Raw genomic sequence first — 20390 nt, 5'->3', positions numbered from 1 at the left:
GACAGTTGAGACTCATACAAGGCGTGATTGCGCTAAAGGAGACTCATCACACGCCCAAAGAGAATTGCTCCTACTCTTTTGTGGAAATCAGCAATCATTTCTATTAGGGCCTTTAAATAGAATCAGAGCGTATAGTTAAAAGGGGAATGTTTATGTCGAATATTTGGGATCCAACAGTCGTTTTAGACAAAGAAACTGCAATCCGAATCTTACAAGATCAATTTCCGGAATTAGAAATTAAACGGATTGAAAAAATTGGCGAAGGTTTTGATAACACAGTTTTTAAACTTAATAATGAAATACTTTTAAGATTTCCTAGAAGAGAGGTCGCTGTTTCAATTTTAAAAATCGAACAAAAATTGCTCCCTTTAATTAAGAATCATATTGGGATTAAAACTACGGTACCATTCATCCATGGGAAACCTTCAGAATTATTTCCTTGGCCATTTTTAGGATATAATTTTATTTATGGCTCACCTCCTAATCGTTTAACGAAAGAAGATCGAATAAAAATGATACGGCCATTAGCTGAGTTCTTGAAAAAATTACATGCAATTCCAATTGAAAACCTTTCAGAACTGGATTTACCATCTGATGAACTTAAAAGATTAGATATTACTTATAGAAAGCCATTATTAATTAAGTATGTTAATCAAGCAATTCAATTAAAACTAATTCCATTTGAAAAACAAATGAATCAATATATCGAAAAATTAACTGAAATTAAATTAAGTAAACCATTCGTATTAGTCCATGGAGATTTACATTTTCGAAATATGATTGTTGATCAAAATAATCGTCTTGAAGGTATTATTGACTGGGGAGACGCTCATATAGGGCAACGGGAAGTCGATTTATCGATTGTATATAGCTTGATTCCAACTGATTCAAGAACAGCATTTTTTGAAATATATGGAAATGTTTCAGATGAATCAAAACAACTGGCAAAATTCAAATCGATTTATACAACTATATTGCTTTTATTATTTGCAAATGATCAAAAAGAATCCGAATTAGTTAAGTTTTGTCAGGAAAGCTTATTGAATGCATTACAGGATGAATGATTGAGAATTATTATTAGCTTTTATATTTACAAACTGTATTTAATTTAGTAACATTAAATTGTAATTTAATATTCGATCTATCTTCGGGGCGGGGTGAAATTCCCCACCGGCGGTAATTAAGTTTAACTTATGAGCCCGCGAGCCTGTTTTATGGGCAGGATCTAGTGCGATTCTAGAGCCGACAGTATAGTCTGGATGGGAGAAGATGGAGGTTCGCAAGTTCAAAAAACTTACCTTTTTGAACGCTTTTTTGGCGTGCTGAAATTTCTCCCCTATAAGAATTTATAGGGGATTTTTATTTCTTGAACTATTTGCAATTTAAATTTAGTATTCCTTATTAACTATATTAAAGTAGAAATAGAATGCAAATAGCTCCTGCTATTTAAGCGAACCTTTCATTTTTCTTGATAAGATCGGGAAAAAGGAGAGAGGTAAAATGCAACAACGTAACAAAGTAAATAAAATGGTGGTAGTAGCAATGCTTAGTAGTATTTCATATCTACTAATGATGCTAGATTTTCCAATTCCTACATTGTTCCCAGTATGGCTTCAAATTGATTTTAGTGAAGTTCCAGCTTTAATTGGAGCAATCGTATTCGGACCGTTGGCTGGAGTTAGCGTTGAGCTAATTAAAAACATACTTCATTATATAATTAATGGAAGTATGACAGGTGTACCAATTGGAGAATTTGCTAACTTTAGTGCAGGGATATTATATATTTTACCTGCATCGTATTTCTTCCGAAAATATCGTACAGTAAAAGGATTAACAATTGGCTTGATAGTAGGAACAATTGTTATGACTGGAATTTTAAGCTTATTAAATTATTTTGTCTTATTACCTGCTTATGCACATTTCATGAATTTTAGCCTACCGAATAAAGTGATTGTGACTTCGATAATGCCATTTAATGCTGTGAAGGGATTACTAATTATGATTTTATTCTTAGTACTTTTCCCGAAATTAAAGGTTTGGTTAAATCAAAGAATGAATGTTCATAACGCATAAATAGATAAAGTGTCTACTAAAAATAGTAGACACTTTTTTGTTTTAATAAATGAATTAATAGGAAATAAAAAAGCGACGAATAAATCGTCGCATTTTTTAACTATTCGAATTTTAAAGCGTCGCCATCAAATGATTCGTCAGCAACTTTGATCGAATCAGTTGGGCATCCTTCAAATGCATCCATCATGTCGTCAAGTAAAACGTCTGGAATTTCAACAATACCTTGATTATCATCTAAAGTAACGTATGCAATCCCTTCATCATCATAGTCATAGATATCTGGTGCAGCAGCGCCACATGCGCCACAAGCGATACAAGTGTCTTTATCAACGATTGTATATTTTGCCATTGTATTGACCTCCCAAATTATTCCCTGTTTTTATTACAGATACTTTTTTTGTAATGTACCTGTAAACATTTTAAAACGGTTTCCAAAACTTTTCAATATAATTGTAGCAGGTTTTGTAAAAATAGAGAACTTAAGTCCTAGTAGTATAAATAAATAATCAATTTTATCATAATAAAATGGTTCGAATATTGATACATATGATAAGCTATAAGAAATAAAACAGATACAAGATGAAAATCTAAAATTCTATCAATTCAAATATACTTACTTAAAAAATATATTACAGTATTTTAACATTATGTTTTGCTCGAGAGGTTTAGGATGAATAAATTATCAATTCTAGAAGAAATCGTTTTATATTTAATTAATCGATACAATGGAGAGCGGACCATCCAAGGATTAACCTATTTATTAAAAGGAAAACAAAGTGCACAAATCATTCAAGATAGTCATTTTTATCATGTAACCTCTTTTTTTGGTTTATTCCATTTTCTTACTCAACAGAATATGCAAGACTTAGTAAATGGTTTATTTGAAAAAGGACTTTTACAGCAACTTGAAACAAATGTTTATATTGTAAGCGAAAAAGGACAATTTTATTTAAAAAATCAAACTTTACAGTTTCAAAATTATACATACTTAAATGGATTAAAGTTTTTTGCAATCCAAAAAACATTTTGGAAAAGATTTTCGTTATTTTTTCAATCGATTGCTAATTTAAATAATCATAATAAGTATTTTAAAGCTGTTCAACAAGAACCTGAAATTCAAGATTGGGTAAAGAAAGAGCTATTAAACTTTGTTGGCACAAAAGAATCTTTGATAAATGATTATTATCAAGAAATACATAAGATGCTGAAGGGATTAAATAATGATGATGCTTCACTATTTGTAATGCGATTATCTGGTGCGAATTCATATGGAATGACATTAGAGCAAATAGCAGCTGAAATTTCACTTAGTGAAGAAGCTGTCTATCTTCAATCAATTAACGTAATGCATCACTTATTATTTATTTTATCTGAACAAAAAACAGATTATCCATTACTAAGTCGCTTTATGCAAGGTGCTAACAATGTAAATATAACAACTACATCGATCGAGACGAAACGGCTATTTCTTCAGGGGAAAACAATAGAACAAATAGCCTCAATTCGTAATCTTAAAATAAGTACAATTGAAGACCATATTGTTGAGTGTGTTTTAAGTGATGAAAAGTTTCCTATCGACCAATTCATTAATGAAGATCAATATAAAATGACTAAAGAAATGATTTTAGAATTAAACACAAGAAAATTAAAAACAATCAAAGAAGCTTTATTTAATAAAGTAACATATTTTCAAATACGTATTACTCTAGCAAGAATGGGTGATCTCAAGTGGAACTAGATAAGATATTAAAAGAAAAATTTGGTTATAACTCGTTCAGAAAAAATCAGAAAGAAATTATAAATGATCTATTGAATCAGAAAGATGTTTTGGCATTGTTGCCGACAGGGGGAGGTAAATCACTCTTATACCAATTAGCTGGGCTTTTACTACCAGGAATAGTTGTGATCGTATCACCTCTTTTGTCATTAATGGAGGATCAAGTTGAACAATTAAGAGCGTTTGGTGAAAAACGGGTAATTGCTCTTAATAGTTTTAGAAGCTTTGAGCAAAAAAGACATCTATTAAATAATTTAATTAATTATAAATTTTTATTTGTTTCTCCTGAAATGTTACAGAATCAAATTTTACTTCAAAAGCTTAGAGAAGTTAAACTCTCACTTTTTGTAGTTGATGAAGCACACTGTATATCACAATGGGGACATGATTTTAGGCCGGAATATAGAAGTCTTGGGCAGGTTAAACAGCAATTAGGGAATCCAACCGTTTTAGCATTAACAGCAACTGCTACTGAAAGCGTAAGGAATGAAATCATTGAAACATTAAAACTTAAACACGTTCAAAAAATAATTCAATCTGTTAATAGAGAAAACATTGCAATTCATATTGAACATGTTGAGTCGGAAACTGCTAAAATGAATCTATTAATTGAAAGATTGGACGGATTAAACGGACCAGGTATCATATATTGTGGAACGAGATCTACTTGCGAAAAAATTTCACGTATCGTAAGAGAAAAGTTGAATTGCCGTGTAGCTTACTACCATGGTGGAATGGAGCATGAGCAAAGAATACTAATTCAACAACAATTCATCCAAGATCAAATCGATTTAATCGTATGTACGAGTGCATTTGGGATGGGAATAAATAAACCAAATGTTAGATTTGTTATACATTATCAGTATCCATCGAATATCGAAAACTATCTTCAGGAAATAGGTAGAGCAGGTAGAGATGGGGAAAAAAGTGTGGCCATTTTATTATTTACGGAGAAAGATCATGAATTGCCTCATAAATTAATTGAAGATGAAATACTTTCTACGACTCAAGTGAACACTTTTGTGATGTATTTACAAAAAATAAACGAACAGTCAATCCAACTAACTGATAATACCATATCTACATGGAAAGCTACTTTTCAATTAAGCGATATACAGTGGCAGACACTATTAATTGAGATGATTCGTTTTTCAATTATTTTAGATAATTTTTTGTATCCCGTTAAAATGAATAGAGCGTTTGTGAAACATATGCAAGAAATGATTATTGAAAGAAAAGAATCTAAGTACATAAAACTTAAATCAATGAATGATTTTCTTGCTTCAACTACTTGTTATCGTGAAAAATACCTTTCTGTATTTGACGAAAAATTGACAAATCGTCCTCAAAATTGTTGCAATATTTGTGGTTTTTCCTTCGACCTTTATGATTCGAAAGAAGCTAAAAAACACGCTAAAACTTCTCATTCATATTCTTGGGAGGAAGATTTACGAAATAAAATGTGTCTGTGAGGTACGATAATGGAGAATGAATTGAACCGTCAAAATTTACCGATAAGTCAATTGAAAAAGAGTGTCTATGGTACGCAATTGATCATATTACTAATTGCGATTCTATGTATTGGATTCTTTTTAGGTTTCTCGCAGTTAAAAAATGAATTACTTGCATTTAATCATTTGAAGACATATATTTGGGGTTTGGTTGGAGGGATGACATTAGTCGTATTTAATATTTTATTAAACTATACCGTCCCAGAACGATTTTTAGATGATGGTGGATTTAATAAGAAGTTTTTTACATCATTAACAATATTCGAAATGACAATCCTCTGTGTTCTAATAGCTTTGTCAGAAGAATTATTTTTTAGAGGTTTTATTCAAACAAAATTCGGTATTGTTATCGCATCAATTATTTTTGCAGTAGTACATTTTCGATATGTGAAAAAACCGATATTATTAATAATTGTATTATTAGAGAGCTTTTTTCTCGGTTATTTATTTATGAAAACAAACAATTTAGTAGTTGTTTTTATAACGCATTTTATTTTAGATTATGTTTTAGGATTGTATATGAAATTAAGTCTAGAAAGTGAAGAAGAAAAATGAGTAGAAAACATCAAGAAAAGAAAACAAGAGGATTAAGTAGAAAAAGTAAAAATAAAGTCAATAGTAATCATACCAGCGCAGAATCGATTGATTTGTTAAATCTTCCACCGAGAAGTAAGTCAATTCAAATTAAAGAAGATAAAAGAAGACCTTGGTGGAAATTAAAATACCCACTATTAACAGTATTGGTATTCCTTTTTATTCTGTTACCAATAGGGTTAGTATCATTAGTTCACTATAAATACGGTGAGATTTTTACAAACAAGGCTAGTATTTTCTTGCCTTCAAATAAATTCGAAAAAGTTAAAGTTGCTTCGACAAAGGATACAGATGGTCAAAAAGATGATCTAGTAACTCAAAAACCTATTGAAAACAACCAACAGGATAATAATCAAAATACAAGTAAAAATCCAACTCAAATTTCAGATGAATCTTTTGGAATTAAAGAGATAAAGCATACTGTGAAAAACGGAGAAACACTTTTTTCGATTTCTATGAAATATTTTGGTAATCGAAATGGCGAGGAAATCATTCAAGAAGCAAATGGTTTGGAAAATATTGAAGTTGTTCCTGGTCAGGTTTTAACAATTCCGTTAGGAGAAAATTTAAATAAGTAAGTAATTGAATACATAAGAGTGGTTATTTTGATTTTTGATCGTATTTTTACTTTTTCAATTGAAATTGAAGAATTGAATTCAGTCTATTAAATCTAAATATTACGCTTGAATAATTTGAAAAAACTTATGTCCATCTTAAAATTCTGGATATAAGTTTTTTTATATTTCATATATTTTTCAATTCTTAATAGATTTTGTATAATAAATTGAAAAGTGGAAAGCGTTTGTTCGATAATTAGAGTCATAAAAATTCGATGTTTTGTCGTAATGAATAAATGGTATACTTCACATGTGATAGAGTAAGGTTTGTGTACAGGGGGGAAATAATATTTTATTTTTACTAATTTCTATAATTTTAGTTTTCTTTTTTAGTTATATAAAAATTAGAAAAACAAAGCTAGGATTCAAATATAGATTGATTGATTATGGACATGAAGATATAACTTTAGAAAAAATACAATTTATTTGGATAGCGGATATTGGTGACCTTCGTTTTACTAAAGAAGAAATTGAGAAAGTTTGTACTGATAATACAATTATTATTTTAAGTGGTTACTCAAAAAAGAAAGCAAAAAAATATAATGAAGATAATATTAAGATCCTTACATCGTTAGCTCCAGTCTATTTCGTATGGGGACCACAGGATTATAAAGGTAATTATAGAGATTTAAATGCTCTTTTATTAGATTGTAAAGTTACCATATTGGAAAATACAAATGCAAAATTTGAAACTGAAAATGGAACGAAATTTTCATTAATAGGTTTAGATGATGTAGATTCAATCCGATACAACTTAGAATATGCTTTAGAAGATTTAGAAGATCAACACTTAAATATATTAATTAGTTTCAAGGAAGTACGTGAGAGTCTGTCGACTAAATATGAAAATATTCAAGTTTATCTGTTTGGAAATAGCCAAGTTAGTAGTAAACGGAATGATCGAACGATCTATTTGGAACTGAACAGCAAATCAGGATTTTTGAAACGAAGCTTTATTTCTGTTATAAATTTTAATGTTAAGCAGAAATAAAGTTTTTAGTTTGTGTCGACATACAGGGGGAAGAAGAATTGGCCCAAATAGGAAAATATAATATTAAAGCTATATCTAATATAGTTGGAATTCTACCGGGAACATTACGAGCTTGGGAAAGAAGATACAATATCATTAGTCCAGTCAGAAATGATGCTGGACATCGATTATATACTGAAGAACATGTGTATATTTTAAAATGGCTTGTTCAGAAAGTGAATGAAGGGTTTACGATTGGACAAGCAATTAACTTATATGAAGCAAAAGAGCATAAAACTTCAAAAGATGAAGTGCTTACAGAAAATTTCCAATCAGATCATCTTGTAAATAAAATTGTTTCTTCATTATTATCTTTTGAAGAAGGCGATGCACATAACTACGTGAACGAGGCATTTAGTATATTCTCCATTGATAAAGTGTTATTTAAGATTCTAGCGAAAGTAATCATTTTAATTGGTGATAAATGGCGGAATGGTGAAATAACAAGTGCTCATGAACATTTCGCTTCTTCTTTTTTAAGAACAAGACTTGGAATGATTTATCAAAATTTACCTAATAATAAACATTTGCCTAAACTGATTGCAGTATGTGGTCCTGAAGAAAAACATGAACTTGCATTATTGATTTTTACAATTTATTTAAGAAGAATTGGTTTTCAGGTGATCTATTTAGGTGCCTCAATTGATTCAGATGATGTTGAACAAGTTATAAATGAAGTAAATCCAGCTGGTTTTATTTTGTCATGTACACTAAAAGAGCACTTAAAGAAAACAATTGATTTTGCTATTAAAATAAAAAAATTGGAGCCAAACGTGATTATTGGTATTGGTGGACATGCAGTTTCAAATTGTGAAACTCCGATTATGGATTCAATCCAAGAGTTATACGTAGGAGACCAACAAGCCAACTGGGACGAGTGGTTAAAGCAAAATTTTAATTATAAATGAATTTATTCTTTAGAATCACCAATTTTATAAAAAAACATAAACTGTAATATGGTAAATGCAGCAAGGAGGCTAGTTCATGAGGTTGGAACGGTTGAACTACAATAAAATTAAAGTTTTTCTTACAACTGATGATTTATCAGAGCGTGGGTTAACGAAAGAAGATTTATGGTATAACGCGCCAAAAGTTCAACAGCTTTTTCAAGATATGATGCATGAGGCTAGCGTCGAACTAGGTTTCGAAGTAGATGGAAAAGTATCAGTCGAAGTCTTTTCTTTACAAGCTCAAGGTATGGTCGTTATCGTGACAAAATCAGATGAAATTGAGGAAGAAGAAGAAGAATTTCAAGATGATTTTATCTCTATGGAAGTAATCCTTGATGAAAATGAACATATATTGTACGAGTTTTCTACTTTAGATGATTTGATCCTGCTTGCAGAAAAAATGATCTCCTGTCATGTTACTGGTGGAAGACTATTTTCATTTGAAAATACCTTCTATTTAAAATTTGAAGAACATGAACTTGGCAAACTTGACCGAGAAACATTTTACGCAATTTTGGCTGAGTATGGAAACCCCTCTACTAGAACAATCTATCGTATTATTGAATATGGCAAAGAACTTATTTCAGAAAAAGCGATCGGACAACTGCATTTTTATTTCGTAGAAAAAAAGGCCTCTCATTAAGTTTTGATCGAGAGGTTTTTTTTTAATTGTTAATTTTTTAATATTTATTCTATAAATCCATAAACTATCCTTTTCAAATAAAGTAAAGAGGAGTATAATGACCTTAGAAAACGCTTACAATTTCTTGTTAATATATTTTGTTTTCTATGTGTTTATAACTTTCAAAACGGGATGGAAAGTTGTATACTAATTTCAGAATGAATGAAATTTTTCATAGTTCAAATTTCTAGGGGGTTTACAATGGTTGCCGAGAAATCTACAGAGAAAAATAGCAACACTGAAGAACAATTAGATGTACTAGCGCCTACACAAGTAGTCATTAAAGAAGCGTTAGAAAAACTTGGATATTCAAATGAAATGTACGAATTATTAAAAGAACCAGTTCGTATGATGACAGTAAAAATTCCGGTTCGCATGGATGATGGACAAGTGAAAATTTTCACTGGTTACAGAGCTCAACATAATGATGCAGTTGGACCAACAAAAGGTGGTATTCGTTTCCATCCTAATGTGACAGAAAACGAAGTTAAAGCACTTTCAATTTGGATGAGCTTAAAATGTGGAATCGTTGATTTACCATATGGTGGAGGTAAAGGTGGAATCATTTGTGATCCACGTGATATGTCTTTCCGTGAATTAGAAAGACTTAGCCGAGGATATGTTCGTGCAATAAGTCAAATTGTTGGACCGACAAAAGATATTCCAGCTCCAGATGTATTTACCAATTCTCAAATTATGGCTTGGATGATGGATGAATATTCTCGTATCGATGAATTTAACTCACCAGGTTTTATTACAGGTAAACCATTAGTACTTGGTGGTTCTCACGGTCGTGAAACTGCAACTGCTAAAGGTGTTACAATTGTTATTCGTGAAGCAGCAAAACGTAGAGGTATTGACCTTGTTGGCGCACGTGTTGTAATCCAAGGATTTGGTAATGCAGGTAGCTTCTTAGCTAAATTTATGCATGATGCTGGTGCGAAGGTTATAGGTATCTCAGATGCATACGGTGCACTACACGATCCAAACGGATTAGATATTGAATATCTTCTAGATCGTCGAGATAGCTTTGGAACAATTACAAAATTGTTTAATAATACAATTTCAAATAAAGAATTATTAGAATTAGATTGCGATATTTTAGTTCCAGCTGCAATCGAAAACCAAATTACAAAAGATAATGCACATAATATAAAAGCAAGTATCGTAGTTGAAGCAGCGAATGGTCCGACTACACTTGAAGCAACTAAGATTTTAACAGAGCGCGATATTCTATTAGTTCCAGACGTATTAGCAAGTGCTGGTGGCGTTACAGTTTCTTATTTTGAATGGGTTCAAAATAATCAAGGTTACTACTGGACTGAAGAAGAAGTTGAAGATCGATTAGAAAAAGTTATGGTTCGTTCATTCAACAATATTTACGAAACAAGTGTGAATCGTAAAGTAAATATGCGTTTAGCAGCTTATATGGTTGGTGCGCGTAAAATGGCTGAGGCTAGCCGATTCAGAGGCTGGGTATAATCAATATTAATTCATAAAACAAGATGGATTTATTCTGTCTTGTTTTTTTATTTGCTTATAATTAGACAAAATAGATAATATACGTAAAATAGATAGAGTAAATACTTAACTTAGACTGAGTTTATTGGAGAGATTACAGATGGAAAAAATAGATGTACTAATTATTGGTGGAGGACCTTGTGGTATTGCAGCATATTTGTCTTTGAAACGCCAAGGTATTTCAGGATTAATTATTGAAAAGGGTAATATTGTTCATACCCTCAGTCGATTTCCAACACATCAAACCTTTTTTAGCACAAGTGAAAAACTAGAAGTTGATAATATTCCTTTTATTATTGAAGGAAGAAAGCCGAAAAAACATCAAGCACTTGCCTATTATCGTGACGTTGTAAGACGAAATAAAATAAATATACACTCTTTTGAAGAAGTAAAAAGTGTCAAAAAGAATCAATACTTTGAGGTAGAATCGATTACGATAAATGGTGAAATTAAACATTATGAAGCAAAAGCAGTAATCGTAGCTACTGGTTATTATGATCAGCCAAACTTTTTATCAATACCAGGTGAAAATCTTGAAAAGGTTTCACACTACTTTTTTGAAGGGCATAAGCATTTCAATCAAAAGGTTGTCATAATTGGTGGGAAAAACTCAAGTGTCGATGCAGCCCTTGAATTAGAAAAATGTGGTGCAGATGTGACGGTACTCTATAGAGGAAGTTCATATTCTCCAAGTATTAAACCATGGGTACTTCCGGAGTTTGAAGCACTTGTTCGATCCGAAACGATTAAAATGGCATTTAACGCTAATATTTTAGAAATAAAGGAAAAGTCTGTTGTATATGAGCAGCAAGGCAAAATGTTTGAAATAGAGAATGATTATGTCTTTGCAATGACTGGTTATCATCCAGACCACTCGTTAATCAAAAGTATGGGTGTAGGTGTAGATGATGAAACTGGTCGTCCAAAATTCAATCCAGAGACAATGGAGACAAATGTTGAAGGAATTTATATTGCAGGTGTAATTGCAGCAGGTAACAATGCAAATGAAATTTTTATTGAAAATGGACGATTTCACGGTGATTTAATTGCAAATCATTTATCAACTAAATATAATACAAACTAAACGTAGTTCTTCTACGTTTTTTTATTTCTCATTAGCGTTATTTGAAGCTAATTCTGTTTACGATAATAATTTTTAAATGATATAATTCTATGTGTGAAACGGGGTGCTGAAATGAAGAAAGTAGTTTTAATAACAACTGGTGGTACAATAGCAAGTAAACCGAATGCTCAATCAGGAAAATTAGATTCAGGAGCATTATCAGGACAAGAAATAGCAGAAATGCTTAACTTACCTAACGACATAAATATAATTGTTGATTCACTTTTCCAAGTACCAAGCATGCATATCAGCTTCAATCATTGGATTCAATTAAAAGAAAAGATTGAAGAATATTTTAATGATGAGACAGTAGATGGGGTCGTTGTTACTCACGGAACAGATACTTTAGAAGAAACTGCATACTTTTTAGATTTAACAATTGATGATGAAAGACCTGTTGTCATTACAGGATCTCAAAGATCTCCTGGCGAATTGGGTACTGATGCTTTTATCAATTTAAGACATGCGATTTACACAGCTTCTGATGAATTAACAAAAAATGTAGGAACTGTTGTCGTATTTAATGAACGTATATTTGCTGCAAAATATGTTAAAAAAGAACATGCATCAAATACACAAGGATTTAACGTATTTGGATTTGGATATTTAGGGATCATTGATAACGATAAAGTACATATCTATCAGAAACCAGTATTAAAAGATAAATATAGAATTACAAAAGAAATACCTCAAGTAGATATTATAAAGTGCTATATTGAAGCAAAAGGCTATTTAGTTAAAGCTGCAGTTGAAAATGGTGCAAAAGGAATCGTACTTGAAGGTGTCGGAAGAGGACAAGTATCACCATTTATGACTGAAGAAATTGAAAATGCAGTAAAAGATGGGATAAATGTTGTTATTACGACTAGTTCAGAGGAGGGAGAAGTTTACCCTACCTATGACTATTTCGGAAGTGCATATGATTTAGTTAATAAAGGTGTTATTTTAGGTAAAGATTATGACAGTAAAAAAGCAAGAATTAAACTCTCTGTCATGCTTGCCTCAGACAATGAGAATATTCATGATGGTTTTTCAAAATAAATAAATTGTGTTATTTAAAAGAAACGTGATTACTTGCACGTTTCTTTTTTTTATGACCGAAGAGAAGTATTTTGATGAAGAACGATCTATTGAATTATTGAGTGATTTTGATGGTTTGGAAATTAATATGACTCAACAATATAACTATTTTATTTATAATCACCTTGCGGGTTCTTCTTTTATGTATGAATAATAGTTAAATAGACCTCAGACGTTACGGTTGTATAGTAAAAATGACATTAATTTAAAAATTAAAAGATTAAAAAATTACGAAAATTCTACATATACTTACACAATATCATCCTATATACTAGAACTATACCCAATGATAATTAGACTATAAATTATGATTTGTTAATAAAATGTGAAGTGCCGTTTGGGAGGATACAATGTTAAACGTTGGAGATGTTCTAATTTTAGAAGATATTGAAGCAAAAGAATTAAAAAGATATAAATCAAAAATCGTCGAAATAAAAGATGAAGAGTTATATATTGATTATCCATTTGATGAATCTACAGGAAAAGCTTCATTTTTATTAAATAATCAAAAACTTAAAGCTTACATAGTCACAAAAGAAAATAATGTTTTTACGTTTTATACGACAATTGTTGGTCGAAAAAAAATTGAAATTCCTGTAATGATCATGTCATTTCCAGGAAATGATTCGTTGGAAAAAACTCAACGAAGAAGATTTGTTCGAGTTCCAAGTCAAGTAGACGTGGCAGTTCATCCGTTATTTGATGATTTTACTCCTTTTACATCTGTAAGTTTGGATATAAGTGCAGGAGGAATAGCAATTCTAGCTCCAATTGATAAAGAATTTAATGTTGGGAAAACAATTGTATTATGGTTGGTATTGCCTTTTGAAGGTGAATTAAATCGATATGTTAATGCAAAAGCCCATATTATTCGTGTGGATGAAAAAGTAGCGGATGGTAAGCAAAGGGTATCATTTGAATTTGATGGTTTAACACCAATTCAAAGACAAACATTAATTCAGTTTTCATTTGATCAACAATTGAAGCATAGAAGAAAAGGTATTAAAAATTAAAAAAAAACTAAATTTTGTATAAAATAAGCACAATCTTATCATAATGGTAATTAAAAAGGTTTGATTAATTATGAAAAGAATCGAACGAATACTTTTAAAATTAATTATCATTCAATTAATTTGTTTAGTTATAAGTCAATATCTTTTGTCATTTCCTAATTTGTCCGTTTATTTAACAAAAATTGAATTATACGAAGGTGTGACTCAAAAAGCAAAGGATGTCACAAGAGAAGTATTTAAAGATATTGGTAAATAAGATGAATTCAACTTATTCATATGGTAAGATTAAATAAAGCAGGATTTCCTGCTTTATTTTATTTGAAATATAACTTTTGGACATGATAAGACAGAGTTGCTATTCTAAGTAGCACTTTTTTTATGTAAGGAGGACATATGAGTAAAAAAATCAGTATTGCAATAGATGGCCCTGCTGCAGCGGGCAAAAGTACAGTAGCTAAAATCGTAGCAAAAAAATTAGGTTATCTATACATAGACACAGGTGCAATGTATCGTGCTTTGACTTATGAAGCGATTAAAAACGATATTGACGTAAATAATGAGTTTGATTTAAATGAATTGCTTTCTAACATTACCATTAAACTTATTCCTGAAGAAGGCATTCAAAAGGTATTAATAAATGAAATAGATGTAACAGAAGCAATTAGAACCCCAGAAGTAACCAGAAATGTTTCATTCGTAGCAAAACATAGTTTAATCCGCCAAAAAATGGTTGATTTACAAAGAGAATATGCTGTGAATGGTGGAGTGGTGATGGACGGGCGCGATATCGGTACGCATGTATTAGTCAATGCAGAAGTGAAGATATTCATGATTGCTTCCGTAGACGAGCGTGCTCAACGTCGACATATCGAAAACATTAATAAAGGTTTTGAAAGTAATTTAAATGATCTGAAAAAAGAAATAGCAACAAGAGATCAGATTGATTCAGAAAGAGAAGTCTCTCCTTTAAAACAAGCGGATGATGCAATTTCATTAGATTCTACCTCAAAAGGCATTGATGATGTTGTAGAAGAAATTTTGTCGATTGTAAACGAAAAAACAAATATTATTTAAAAGAATTATTTTGCACATTCCTTGACTTTTCTACCTATTTATTAGATGGTAAAAGAGGACAATACATATAAAGGTCTAATCATTTTCAAAACTTAAGGAGGAATATGATATGGTTGAAAAAGTAATGCCAGAAGTTGGGGAAATTATCTCTTGTGTAGTAGAACAAATTGAAGATAAGCAAGCAATTGTAGGTTTTGGTGGTAAAACGGATGGTATTCTTCCTATTAAAGAAATTTCAAATGTACATATTGAAAATGTAAATGAAGTACTTGAAGTTGGACAAGAAGTAGAATTAAAAGTAATTAAAGTTGAAGAAGATACAGTTGTATTTTCAAAGCGTGCAGTTGATGCAGTAAAAGCTTGGGACACTTTAGAGAAAAAGTTAGCAAATAAAGAAGTATTTGAAGTAATCATTACAGAACAAGTCAACGGTGGACTAATTGCAGATGTGGGTGTACGTGGATTTATTCCAGCTTCACTTGTATCAAAGAAATTTGTTGAAGATTTATCTGCATTTAAGGGTCAATCGTTAGAAGTTGTTGTTGAAGAAGTTGATCGAGAAAAAAATCGTGTGATTTTATCACATAAAGCAGTCGAACAATTGAATGAAGCTGAAAACAGACGTCAAGCTTATTCTTCAATCCAAGTTGGTCAAATCGTAGAGGGTAAAGTAGAACGATTAACTAATTTTGGAGCTTTTGTTAATATCGGTGGAGTTGATGGGTTAGTCCATGTTTCTCAAATGTCACATAATCGTGTTTCAAAGCCTGAAGAAGTAGTATCTGTAGGTGAAACAGTTAAAGTACAAGTATTGTCAATTGATACTGATACAAACAGAATTGCATTATCTATGAAAGCTACTCAACCAGGTCCTTGGGATAAATTAGACGCAAAATTAACAAACGGTGCAGTTGTTGAAGGTAAAGTTAAGCGATTAACAAATTTTGGAGCATTTGTTGAAGTCCAAGAAGGAATTGAAGGGTTAGTTCATGTTTCTCATATTGCAGATAAGCATATTAAAAACCCAAATGAAGTTTTATCAGTAGGTCAAGAAGTTAAAGTAAAAGTTCTTGAAGTTAATACAGCTGAAAAACGCTTATCTTTAAGTATTAAAGAAGCTCAAGAAGCTGAATTACAAGAAGATATATCTAAATATATCCAACCAAATGATTCTCAAGGATTCCAGTTAAGTGAACTTCTTGGTGACAAATTAAATAAATTTAAAAAATAAAAAAAAACCTTCAGCGATTATGCTGAAGGTTTTTTTTATGCCAAAAACGGATGAAGAGTTTTCAAGCCAATCATCAATCCGAATTTATTGATGACTAAATGGATTTTCACATTTTTAGTTGTGCCTGTTTTGTTCCCTAGCTTCTTCGGGTGTGTCTAGTCTTGTAGCACCTGAATAATGGATGCTTTGGTCGCGATCTGATTCAACTCGTCTTGATTGTTTCAATTTTTTTTCTTGTCGATCTTTACCCACAGGATTCACCTCCAAACAATTCACTTTTATAGGTTCGTTTTTATTTGAACTTCTTATTCACTTTCTTTTTATTTGATTATTTTAAGAGTAAATTGTCACATACTAGGAGAAGTAGGAGGTGTTTTGTTTGCATGGATTATTATTTATTTTATCAAGTTGGACATGTGTGTTTATTTGTCATTTAAATAAAGAAAAATTAAATCAATTGACAATACCAATCTTACTTGTTTTGATAAGTGGTTCTTATTTAACGTTTAATATCGATGCGATCAATGTTAATATTTCTTTTATCATTTTATTCGTTCTTATTAGTTATTTTTTAAGTTTATTAAACAAAAGTGTTCAAATTATACTTTTTATTAAAGGATTAATCATCGGTATGGTGTATAGTAGTATGAGTATTATTGTCATATATGATCCCGCAAGCTTTTTTATTAACATATTTTTGTCAACTTCACTTCTTGCGATCGTTCTTGCACTGTTTTTAAGTAAAAATTTCGAAGAACAAATTAAATTAATATTAATTGGTCTAATCCAAGGAGAAATTTTTAATTTTTTTACATTTAGATCGATTAAAGTTGATTATGTCATTGGAGATATCAATTGGTTAGCTATTTTATTTGCAACGATATTATTATTAATTTTAGTAAAATCTTTATCATTACGATTTGCAAAAAGGTTTGTGAAAGGTAGGAAATTAATAAACAATTAATGAGTGTTGGTCTTTTTCCACATTTTTTGTTAAAATAGATAAGTTATTTAAATAAATTATTTAAACCAAGTATATATAAGAAATTATTGGTACATAGGTATGCAAGGAAGGATGAAATTAAATGTCTAAACCGACAGTTGCAATAGTTGGACGTCCAAATGTAGGGAAATCAACTATTTTTAATAGAATAGTGGGAGAAAGGATATCAATTGTAGAAGATATCCCTGGAGTTACACGAGATCGAATTTATAGTTCTGCAGAATGGTTAAATCAAGAGTTTAGCTTAATTGATACAGGTGGTATTGATATTGGAGATGAACCATTTTTAGAACAAATCCGTCAACAAGCTGAAATAGCGATCGACGAGGCTGATGTAATTATCTTCCTAACAAACGGTCGTGAAGGTGTAACAGCAGCAGACGAGGAAGTTGCGAAAATTTTATATAAAACTAAAAAACCAATTGTTTTAGCTGTCAATAAAGTAGATAATCCTGAAATGAGAAGTGATATCTATGACTTTTATGCTTTAGGATTTGGAGAAGTTTATCCAATTTCTGGTTCTCATGGTTTGGGCCTAGGGGATTTACTTGATGAGGTAATTAATCATTTTCCAGAAAATAAAGATGATAACTATGATGAAGATACAATTAAATTTAGTTTAATTGGTCGTCCAAACGTAGGTAAATCTTCTTTAGTTAATGCATTATTAGGACAAGAACGCGTAATTGTAAGTAATGTAGCAGGTACAACTAGAGATGCAGTCGATACTCCTTATACTAAGGATGGACAAGACTATGTAATTATTGATACGGCAGGTATGAGGAAAAAAGGTAAAGTTTATGAAAGTACAGAAAAATATAGTGTACTACGAGCTTTACGCGCAATTGAAAGATCAGATGTTGTTTTAGTTGTTTTAGATGGTGAAGAAGGTATTATTGAACAAGATAAAAAGATTGCTGGTTATGCACATGAGGCCGGAAGATCTGTTGTTATTGTCGTTAATAAATGGGATGCAGTTGAAAAAGATGAGAAAACAATGAAAGAGTTTGAAGAAAATATTCGTGCTCATTTCCAATTTTTAGACTATGCACCGATTGTTTTCCTTTCAGCTAAAACAAGAAAGAGAACTCAGACATTATTACCAATGATTAATAAAGCATGCGAAAGTCATAGCTTACGTGTTCCAACAAATGTATTAAATGATGTAATTATGGATGCTATTGCAATGAATCCAACACCAACTCATAATGGACAACGTTTAAGAGTGTATTATGCAACACAAGTGGCAATTAAGCCACCTACGTTTGTTGTGTTTATAAATGATCCTGAATTACTTCACTTTAGTTACGAGCGCTTCTTAGAAAACCGTATTCGAGATGCATTTGATTTCGAGGGATCTCCGATAAGAATAATTGGACGTGCGCGTTCTTAATTCCACTTTAATCGTAATGTAGCGGAATTTTTATGAAAGTGAGTGTTAATATGAAAAAAATTGCTGTTCTAGGTGCAGGTAGCTGGGGTACCGCATTAGCTATGGTTCTATCAGATAATGGGCATTCAGTTATGTTATGGGGAAATAATTCTAATCAAATTAATGAAATTAATGAGCTTCATATTAATAAAAAATATTTACCTGAAATAGAATTACCTCATTCATTAAAAGCAACAGATAATTTAAGCGATGCAGTAAAAGATGCCCAATACATTTTACTGGTCGTGCCAACAAAAGCGATACGAGAAGTTTGTCAAAAAGTAAATAATGTTTTAACAAACGAAGTAACAATGATTCATGCAAGTAAAGGGATAGAACCTGGAACTTCTAAGCGAGTTTCTGAAATGATTACTGAAGAAATGGAATCGAAATTTTTAAGATCAGTCGTTGTTTTATCTGGTCCTAGTCACGCAGAAGAAGTTGCATTAAGACATCCAACAACTTTAACTTCAGCGTCTTCTAATATGGAAGAAGCAAGAGAAGTTCAGGATTTGTTCTCAAATGCTACTTTCCGTGTTTACACGAATGAAGATGTAATTGGTGTTGAAATCGGTGGTGCGTTAAAAAATATCATTGCATTAGCTGCTGGAATTACAGATGGTCTTGGATATGGTGATAATGCGAAAGCTGCATTAATGACTCGAGGATTGGCTGAAATTATTCGCTTAGGAAAAGCAATGGGTGCAAATCCACAAACTTTTGCTGGTTTAACAGGTATGGGTGATTTAATTGTTACTTGTACGAGTGTTCACAGTCGAAATTGGAGAGCTGGAAATCTTTTAGGAAAAGGCCAGTCTTTAGAGGAAGTTTTAAATAATATGGGGATGGTTGTTGAGGGCGTACGTACAACTAAAGCTGCTTATGAATTGGCAAAACAAGCTAAGATTGAAATGCCAATCGTGAATGAGTTATATGCAGTATTATTTGAGGATAAGAATCCAAAAGCTGCTGTAGATGCCTTAATGTCTCGTGATAAGAGACATGAAGGTGAAAGCACTTCAAATTTTATTAGTGACCTTACTGAATAAATTTGAAAAGCATTAAAAACTAAGTTTTTAATGCTTTTTCTTATATTGATTGTTTTAGGCGTTTCACCATTTCTTTCTTTTTGCATAGCATAAGATGTATAGCAAAGAAGGAGGTTTGAATAGTGACAAACAATCAAAATGGTTTCTTTGATAAAATTGAAAAGAAAGCAAATGTAAGTAAAACAGATATCTTTAAAGTTGCTGATTCAGTAAAAGATGCAAATTTCAAAGATGAGGCAACAGTTCGTAAACTTGTGCGTCAAATTGCAACAATGACTGGTCGTCAAGTTTCAAAAGAGAAAGAAGATAAGATTGTTCAAGCAATCGTCACTAATAATATGCCATTAGACTTTCAATCATTATCAAATATGTTTAAACAAAAATAATTGGGCTCATTCTTCTGCGATGTATTTAGTGCATAATGAAAATTTATGCATAATATAGAATGACTTTTACCGGTTGTAAACTGGTTGGGTTTAGTCAAAATTAGCGAAGCAAGTGCCCCAATTTGCTTCAAAGAAGGAAGAAGTAGACAGTTGCTTTTTCTTTCTTTTTTAATCAAAAAATAGACAAGTTTCAGTAAGATTTATAGAATGAAGAATGATTGAATTTAAAAACTTAAGAATTTAT

General features: G+C 31.2%; 22 protein-coding genes, 1 pseudogene and 1 riboswitch. Of the genes and pseudogenes, 21 read left to right on the top strand and 2 right to left on the bottom strand.

The genetic code is table 11. The features are described from left to right. The first annotated feature begins 152 nt into the window (after window positions 1-152). The gene (locus B7R65_RS17730; protein ID WP_179194911.1) at window positions 153-1064 is read left to right on the top strand and encodes a phosphotransferase; all 912 of its coding nucleotides are present in this window, start codon (window positions 153-155) and stop codon (window positions 1062-1064) included. 75 nt (window positions 1065-1139) lie between these two features. Then, window positions 1140-1275: riboswitch (FMN riboswitch) on the top strand. 225 nt (window positions 1276-1500) lie between these two features. Beyond that, window positions 1501-2073 (top strand): ECF transporter S component, encoded by a 573-nt coding sequence (locus B7R65_RS17725; RefSeq protein WP_088044173.1) that lies wholly within the window; start codon window positions 1501-1503, stop codon window positions 2071-2073. 100 nt (window positions 2074-2173) lie between these two features. On the opposite strand, the gene B7R65_RS17720 is transcribed toward B7R65_RS17725, so the two are convergent. Beyond that, on the bottom strand, window positions 2174-2422 hold the full coding sequence (locus tag B7R65_RS17720; RefSeq protein ID WP_087999383.1) for a ferredoxin: 249 nt from the start codon (window positions 2420-2422) through the stop codon (window positions 2174-2176). Window positions 2423-2743: 321 nt separating this feature from the next. Between B7R65_RS17720 and B7R65_RS17715 the strand changes: the two genes are divergently transcribed. The 15 genes and pseudogenes from B7R65_RS17715 to rpsA form a co-directional block, all read left to right on the top strand. Further along, window positions 2744-3811 (top strand): YpbB family protein, encoded by a 1068-nt coding sequence (locus B7R65_RS17715; RefSeq protein WP_088044172.1) that lies wholly within the window; start codon window positions 2744-2746, stop codon window positions 3809-3811. After that, entirely contained in the window at window positions 3802-5322 is a 1521-nt protein-coding gene (locus B7R65_RS17710) for a RecQ family ATP-dependent DNA helicase (RefSeq protein ID WP_088044171.1), read from the top strand. The genes B7R65_RS17715 and B7R65_RS17710 overlap by 10 nt, the downstream gene beginning before the upstream one ends. A gap of 9 nt (window positions 5323-5331) precedes the next feature. Beyond that, window positions 5332-5916: a CPBP family intramembrane glutamic endopeptidase gene (locus B7R65_RS17705; protein ID WP_088044170.1), complete on the top strand. Its 585-nt coding sequence runs from the start codon at window positions 5332-5334 to the stop codon at window positions 5914-5916. Further along, entirely contained in the window at window positions 5913-6533 is a 621-nt protein-coding gene (locus B7R65_RS17700; RefSeq protein WP_088044169.1) for a LysM peptidoglycan-binding domain-containing protein, read from the top strand. The genes B7R65_RS17705 and B7R65_RS17700 overlap by 4 nt, the downstream gene beginning before the upstream one ends. 415 nt (window positions 6534-6948) lie before the next feature. After that, a complete protein-coding gene (locus tag B7R65_RS17695; RefSeq protein ID WP_088044168.1) occupies window positions 6949-7563 on the top strand; it encodes a metallophosphoesterase family protein in 615 nt (204 codons plus the stop codon). Window positions 7564-7601: 38 nt separating this feature from the next. Beyond that, a complete protein-coding gene (locus tag B7R65_RS17690; protein ID WP_088044167.1) occupies window positions 7602-8510 on the top strand; it encodes a MerR family transcriptional regulator in 909 nt (302 codons plus the stop codon). A gap of 76 nt (window positions 8511-8586) precedes the next feature. Continuing rightward, window positions 8587-9195 carry a genetic competence negative regulator gene (locus B7R65_RS17685; protein WP_088044166.1) on the top strand — a complete coding sequence of 203 codons (609 nt, stop codon included), beginning with the start codon at window positions 8587-8589 and terminating at the stop codon, window positions 9193-9195. Window positions 9196-9435: 240 nt separating this feature from the next. Next, on the top strand, window positions 9436-10716 hold the full coding sequence (locus B7R65_RS17680; protein WP_088044165.1) for a Glu/Leu/Phe/Val family dehydrogenase: 1281 nt from the start codon (window positions 9436-9438) through the stop codon (window positions 10714-10716). 139 nt (window positions 10717-10855) lie between these two features. Then, on the top strand, window positions 10856-11839 hold the full coding sequence (locus B7R65_RS17675) for a YpdA family putative bacillithiol disulfide reductase (RefSeq protein WP_088044164.1): 984 nt from the start codon (window positions 10856-10858) through the stop codon (window positions 11837-11839). A 111-nt stretch (window positions 11840-11950) separates the two neighbouring features. Further along, complete coding sequence (locus B7R65_RS17670; protein ID WP_088044163.1) at window positions 11951-12919, top strand: asparaginase; 969 nt, start codon at window positions 11951-11953, stop codon at window positions 12917-12919. A gap of 52 nt (window positions 12920-12971) precedes the next feature. Beyond that, on the top strand, window positions 12972-13112 hold the full coding sequence (locus tag B7R65_RS21550; RefSeq protein WP_218780448.1) for a hypothetical protein: 141 nt from the start codon (window positions 12972-12974) through the stop codon (window positions 13110-13112). Window positions 13113-13308: 196 nt separating this feature from the next. Beyond that, window positions 13309-13971 (top strand): flagellar brake protein, encoded by a 663-nt coding sequence (locus B7R65_RS17665; RefSeq protein ID WP_088044162.1) that lies wholly within the window; start codon window positions 13309-13311, stop codon window positions 13969-13971. A 70-nt stretch (window positions 13972-14041) separates the two neighbouring features. After that, window positions 14042-14227 (top strand): DUF5359 family protein, encoded by a 186-nt coding sequence (locus B7R65_RS17660; RefSeq protein WP_088044161.1) that lies wholly within the window; start codon window positions 14042-14044, stop codon window positions 14225-14227. Between the two features lie 137 nt (window positions 14228-14364). Continuing rightward, window positions 14365-15045: a (d)CMP kinase gene (cmk, locus tag B7R65_RS17655; protein ID WP_088044160.1), complete on the top strand. Its 681-nt coding sequence runs from the start codon at window positions 14365-14367 to the stop codon at window positions 15043-15045. A gap of 97 nt (window positions 15046-15142) precedes the next feature. After that, window positions 15143-16276: pseudogene (gene rpsA / locus B7R65_RS17650) on the top strand (30S ribosomal protein S1); the annotation flags it as partial. Window positions 16277-16390: 114 nt separating this feature from the next. On the opposite strand, the gene B7R65_RS17645 reads toward rpsA, so the two are convergent. Continuing rightward, on the bottom strand, window positions 16391-16528 hold the full coding sequence (locus tag B7R65_RS17645; protein WP_088044158.1) for a YpzI family protein: 138 nt from the start codon (window positions 16526-16528) through the stop codon (window positions 16391-16393). 127 nt (window positions 16529-16655) lie between these two features. Between B7R65_RS17645 and B7R65_RS17640 the strand changes: the two genes are divergently transcribed. From B7R65_RS17640 to B7R65_RS17625, 4 genes are all read left to right on the top strand, one after another. Beyond that, window positions 16656-17240 carry a YphA family membrane protein gene (locus B7R65_RS17640; RefSeq protein WP_088044157.1) on the top strand — a complete coding sequence of 195 codons (585 nt, stop codon included), beginning with the start codon at window positions 16656-16658 and terminating at the stop codon, window positions 17238-17240. Window positions 17241-17361: 121 nt separating this feature from the next. After that, window positions 17362-18672 carry a ribosome biogenesis GTPase Der gene (der, locus tag B7R65_RS17635; protein WP_088044156.1) on the top strand — a complete coding sequence of 437 codons (1311 nt, stop codon included), beginning with the start codon at window positions 17362-17364 and terminating at the stop codon, window positions 18670-18672. 50 nt (window positions 18673-18722) lie between these two features. Then, on the top strand, window positions 18723-19760 hold the full coding sequence (locus B7R65_RS17630) for an NAD(P)H-dependent glycerol-3-phosphate dehydrogenase (protein ID WP_088044155.1): 1038 nt from the start codon (window positions 18723-18725) through the stop codon (window positions 19758-19760). 122 nt (window positions 19761-19882) lie between these two features. Then, the gene (locus B7R65_RS17625; protein ID WP_088044154.1) at window positions 19883-20146 is read left to right on the top strand and encodes a stage VI sporulation protein F; all 264 of its coding nucleotides are present in this window, start codon (window positions 19883-19885) and stop codon (window positions 20144-20146) included. The last annotated feature ends 244 nt before the right edge of the window (window positions 20147-20390 follow it).

Source organism: Bacillus sp. EAC (assembly GCF_002156875.1).
Classification (GTDB): domain Bacteria; phylum Bacillota; class Bacilli; order Bacillales; family Bacillaceae_G; genus Gottfriedia.
Note: the sequence above shows the minus strand (reverse complement) of the source record. Positions and strands in the feature narration are given on the sequence as shown.

Bases quoted from the DNA above. Each gene is read 5' to 3' on its own strand.
- B7R65_RS17670 (WP_088044163.1), top strand. From the start codon at position 11,951: ATGAAGAAAGTAGTTTTAATAACAACTGGTGGTACAATAGCAAGTAAA.
- B7R65_RS17660 (WP_088044161.1), top strand. From the start codon at position 14,042: ATGAAAAGAATCGAACGAATACTTTTAAAATTAATTATCATTCAATTA.
- B7R65_RS17725 (WP_088044173.1), top strand. From the start codon at position 1,501: ATGCAACAACGTAACAAAGTAAATAAAATGGTGGTAGTAGCAATGCTT.
- B7R65_RS17630 (WP_088044155.1), top strand. From the start codon at position 18,723: ATGAAAAAAATTGCTGTTCTAGGTGCAGGTAGCTGGGGTACCGCATTA.
- B7R65_RS17705 (WP_088044170.1), top strand. From the start codon at position 5,332: ATGGAGAATGAATTGAACCGTCAAAATTTACCGATAAGTCAATTGAAA.
- B7R65_RS17730 (WP_179194911.1), top strand. From the start codon at position 153: ATGTCGAATATTTGGGATCCAACAGTCGTTTTAGACAAAGAAACTGCA.
- B7R65_RS17720 (WP_087999383.1), bottom strand. From the start codon at position 2,422: ATGGCAAAATATACAATCGTTGATAAAGACACTTGTATCGCTTGTGGC.
- B7R65_RS17675 (WP_088044164.1), top strand. From the start codon at position 10,856: ATGGAAAAAATAGATGTACTAATTATTGGTGGAGGACCTTGTGGTATT.
- cmk (WP_088044160.1), top strand. From the start codon at position 14,365: ATGAGTAAAAAAATCAGTATTGCAATAGATGGCCCTGCTGCAGCGGGC.
- B7R65_RS17680 (WP_088044165.1), top strand. From the start codon at position 9,436: ATGGTTGCCGAGAAATCTACAGAGAAAAATAGCAACACTGAAGAACAA.
- B7R65_RS17715 (WP_088044172.1), top strand. From the start codon at position 2,744: ATGAATAAATTATCAATTCTAGAAGAAATCGTTTTATATTTAATTAAT.
- B7R65_RS17700 (WP_088044169.1), top strand. From the start codon at position 5,913: ATGAGTAGAAAACATCAAGAAAAGAAAACAAGAGGATTAAGTAGAAAA.
- der (WP_088044156.1), top strand. From the start codon at position 17,362: ATGTCTAAACCGACAGTTGCAATAGTTGGACGTCCAAATGTAGGGAAA.
- B7R65_RS17665 (WP_088044162.1), top strand. From the start codon at position 13,309: ATGTTAAACGTTGGAGATGTTCTAATTTTAGAAGATATTGAAGCAAAA.
- B7R65_RS21550 (WP_218780448.1), top strand. From the start codon at position 12,972: ATGACCGAAGAGAAGTATTTTGATGAAGAACGATCTATTGAATTATTG.
- B7R65_RS17685 (WP_088044166.1), top strand. From the start codon at position 8,587: ATGAGGTTGGAACGGTTGAACTACAATAAAATTAAAGTTTTTCTTACA.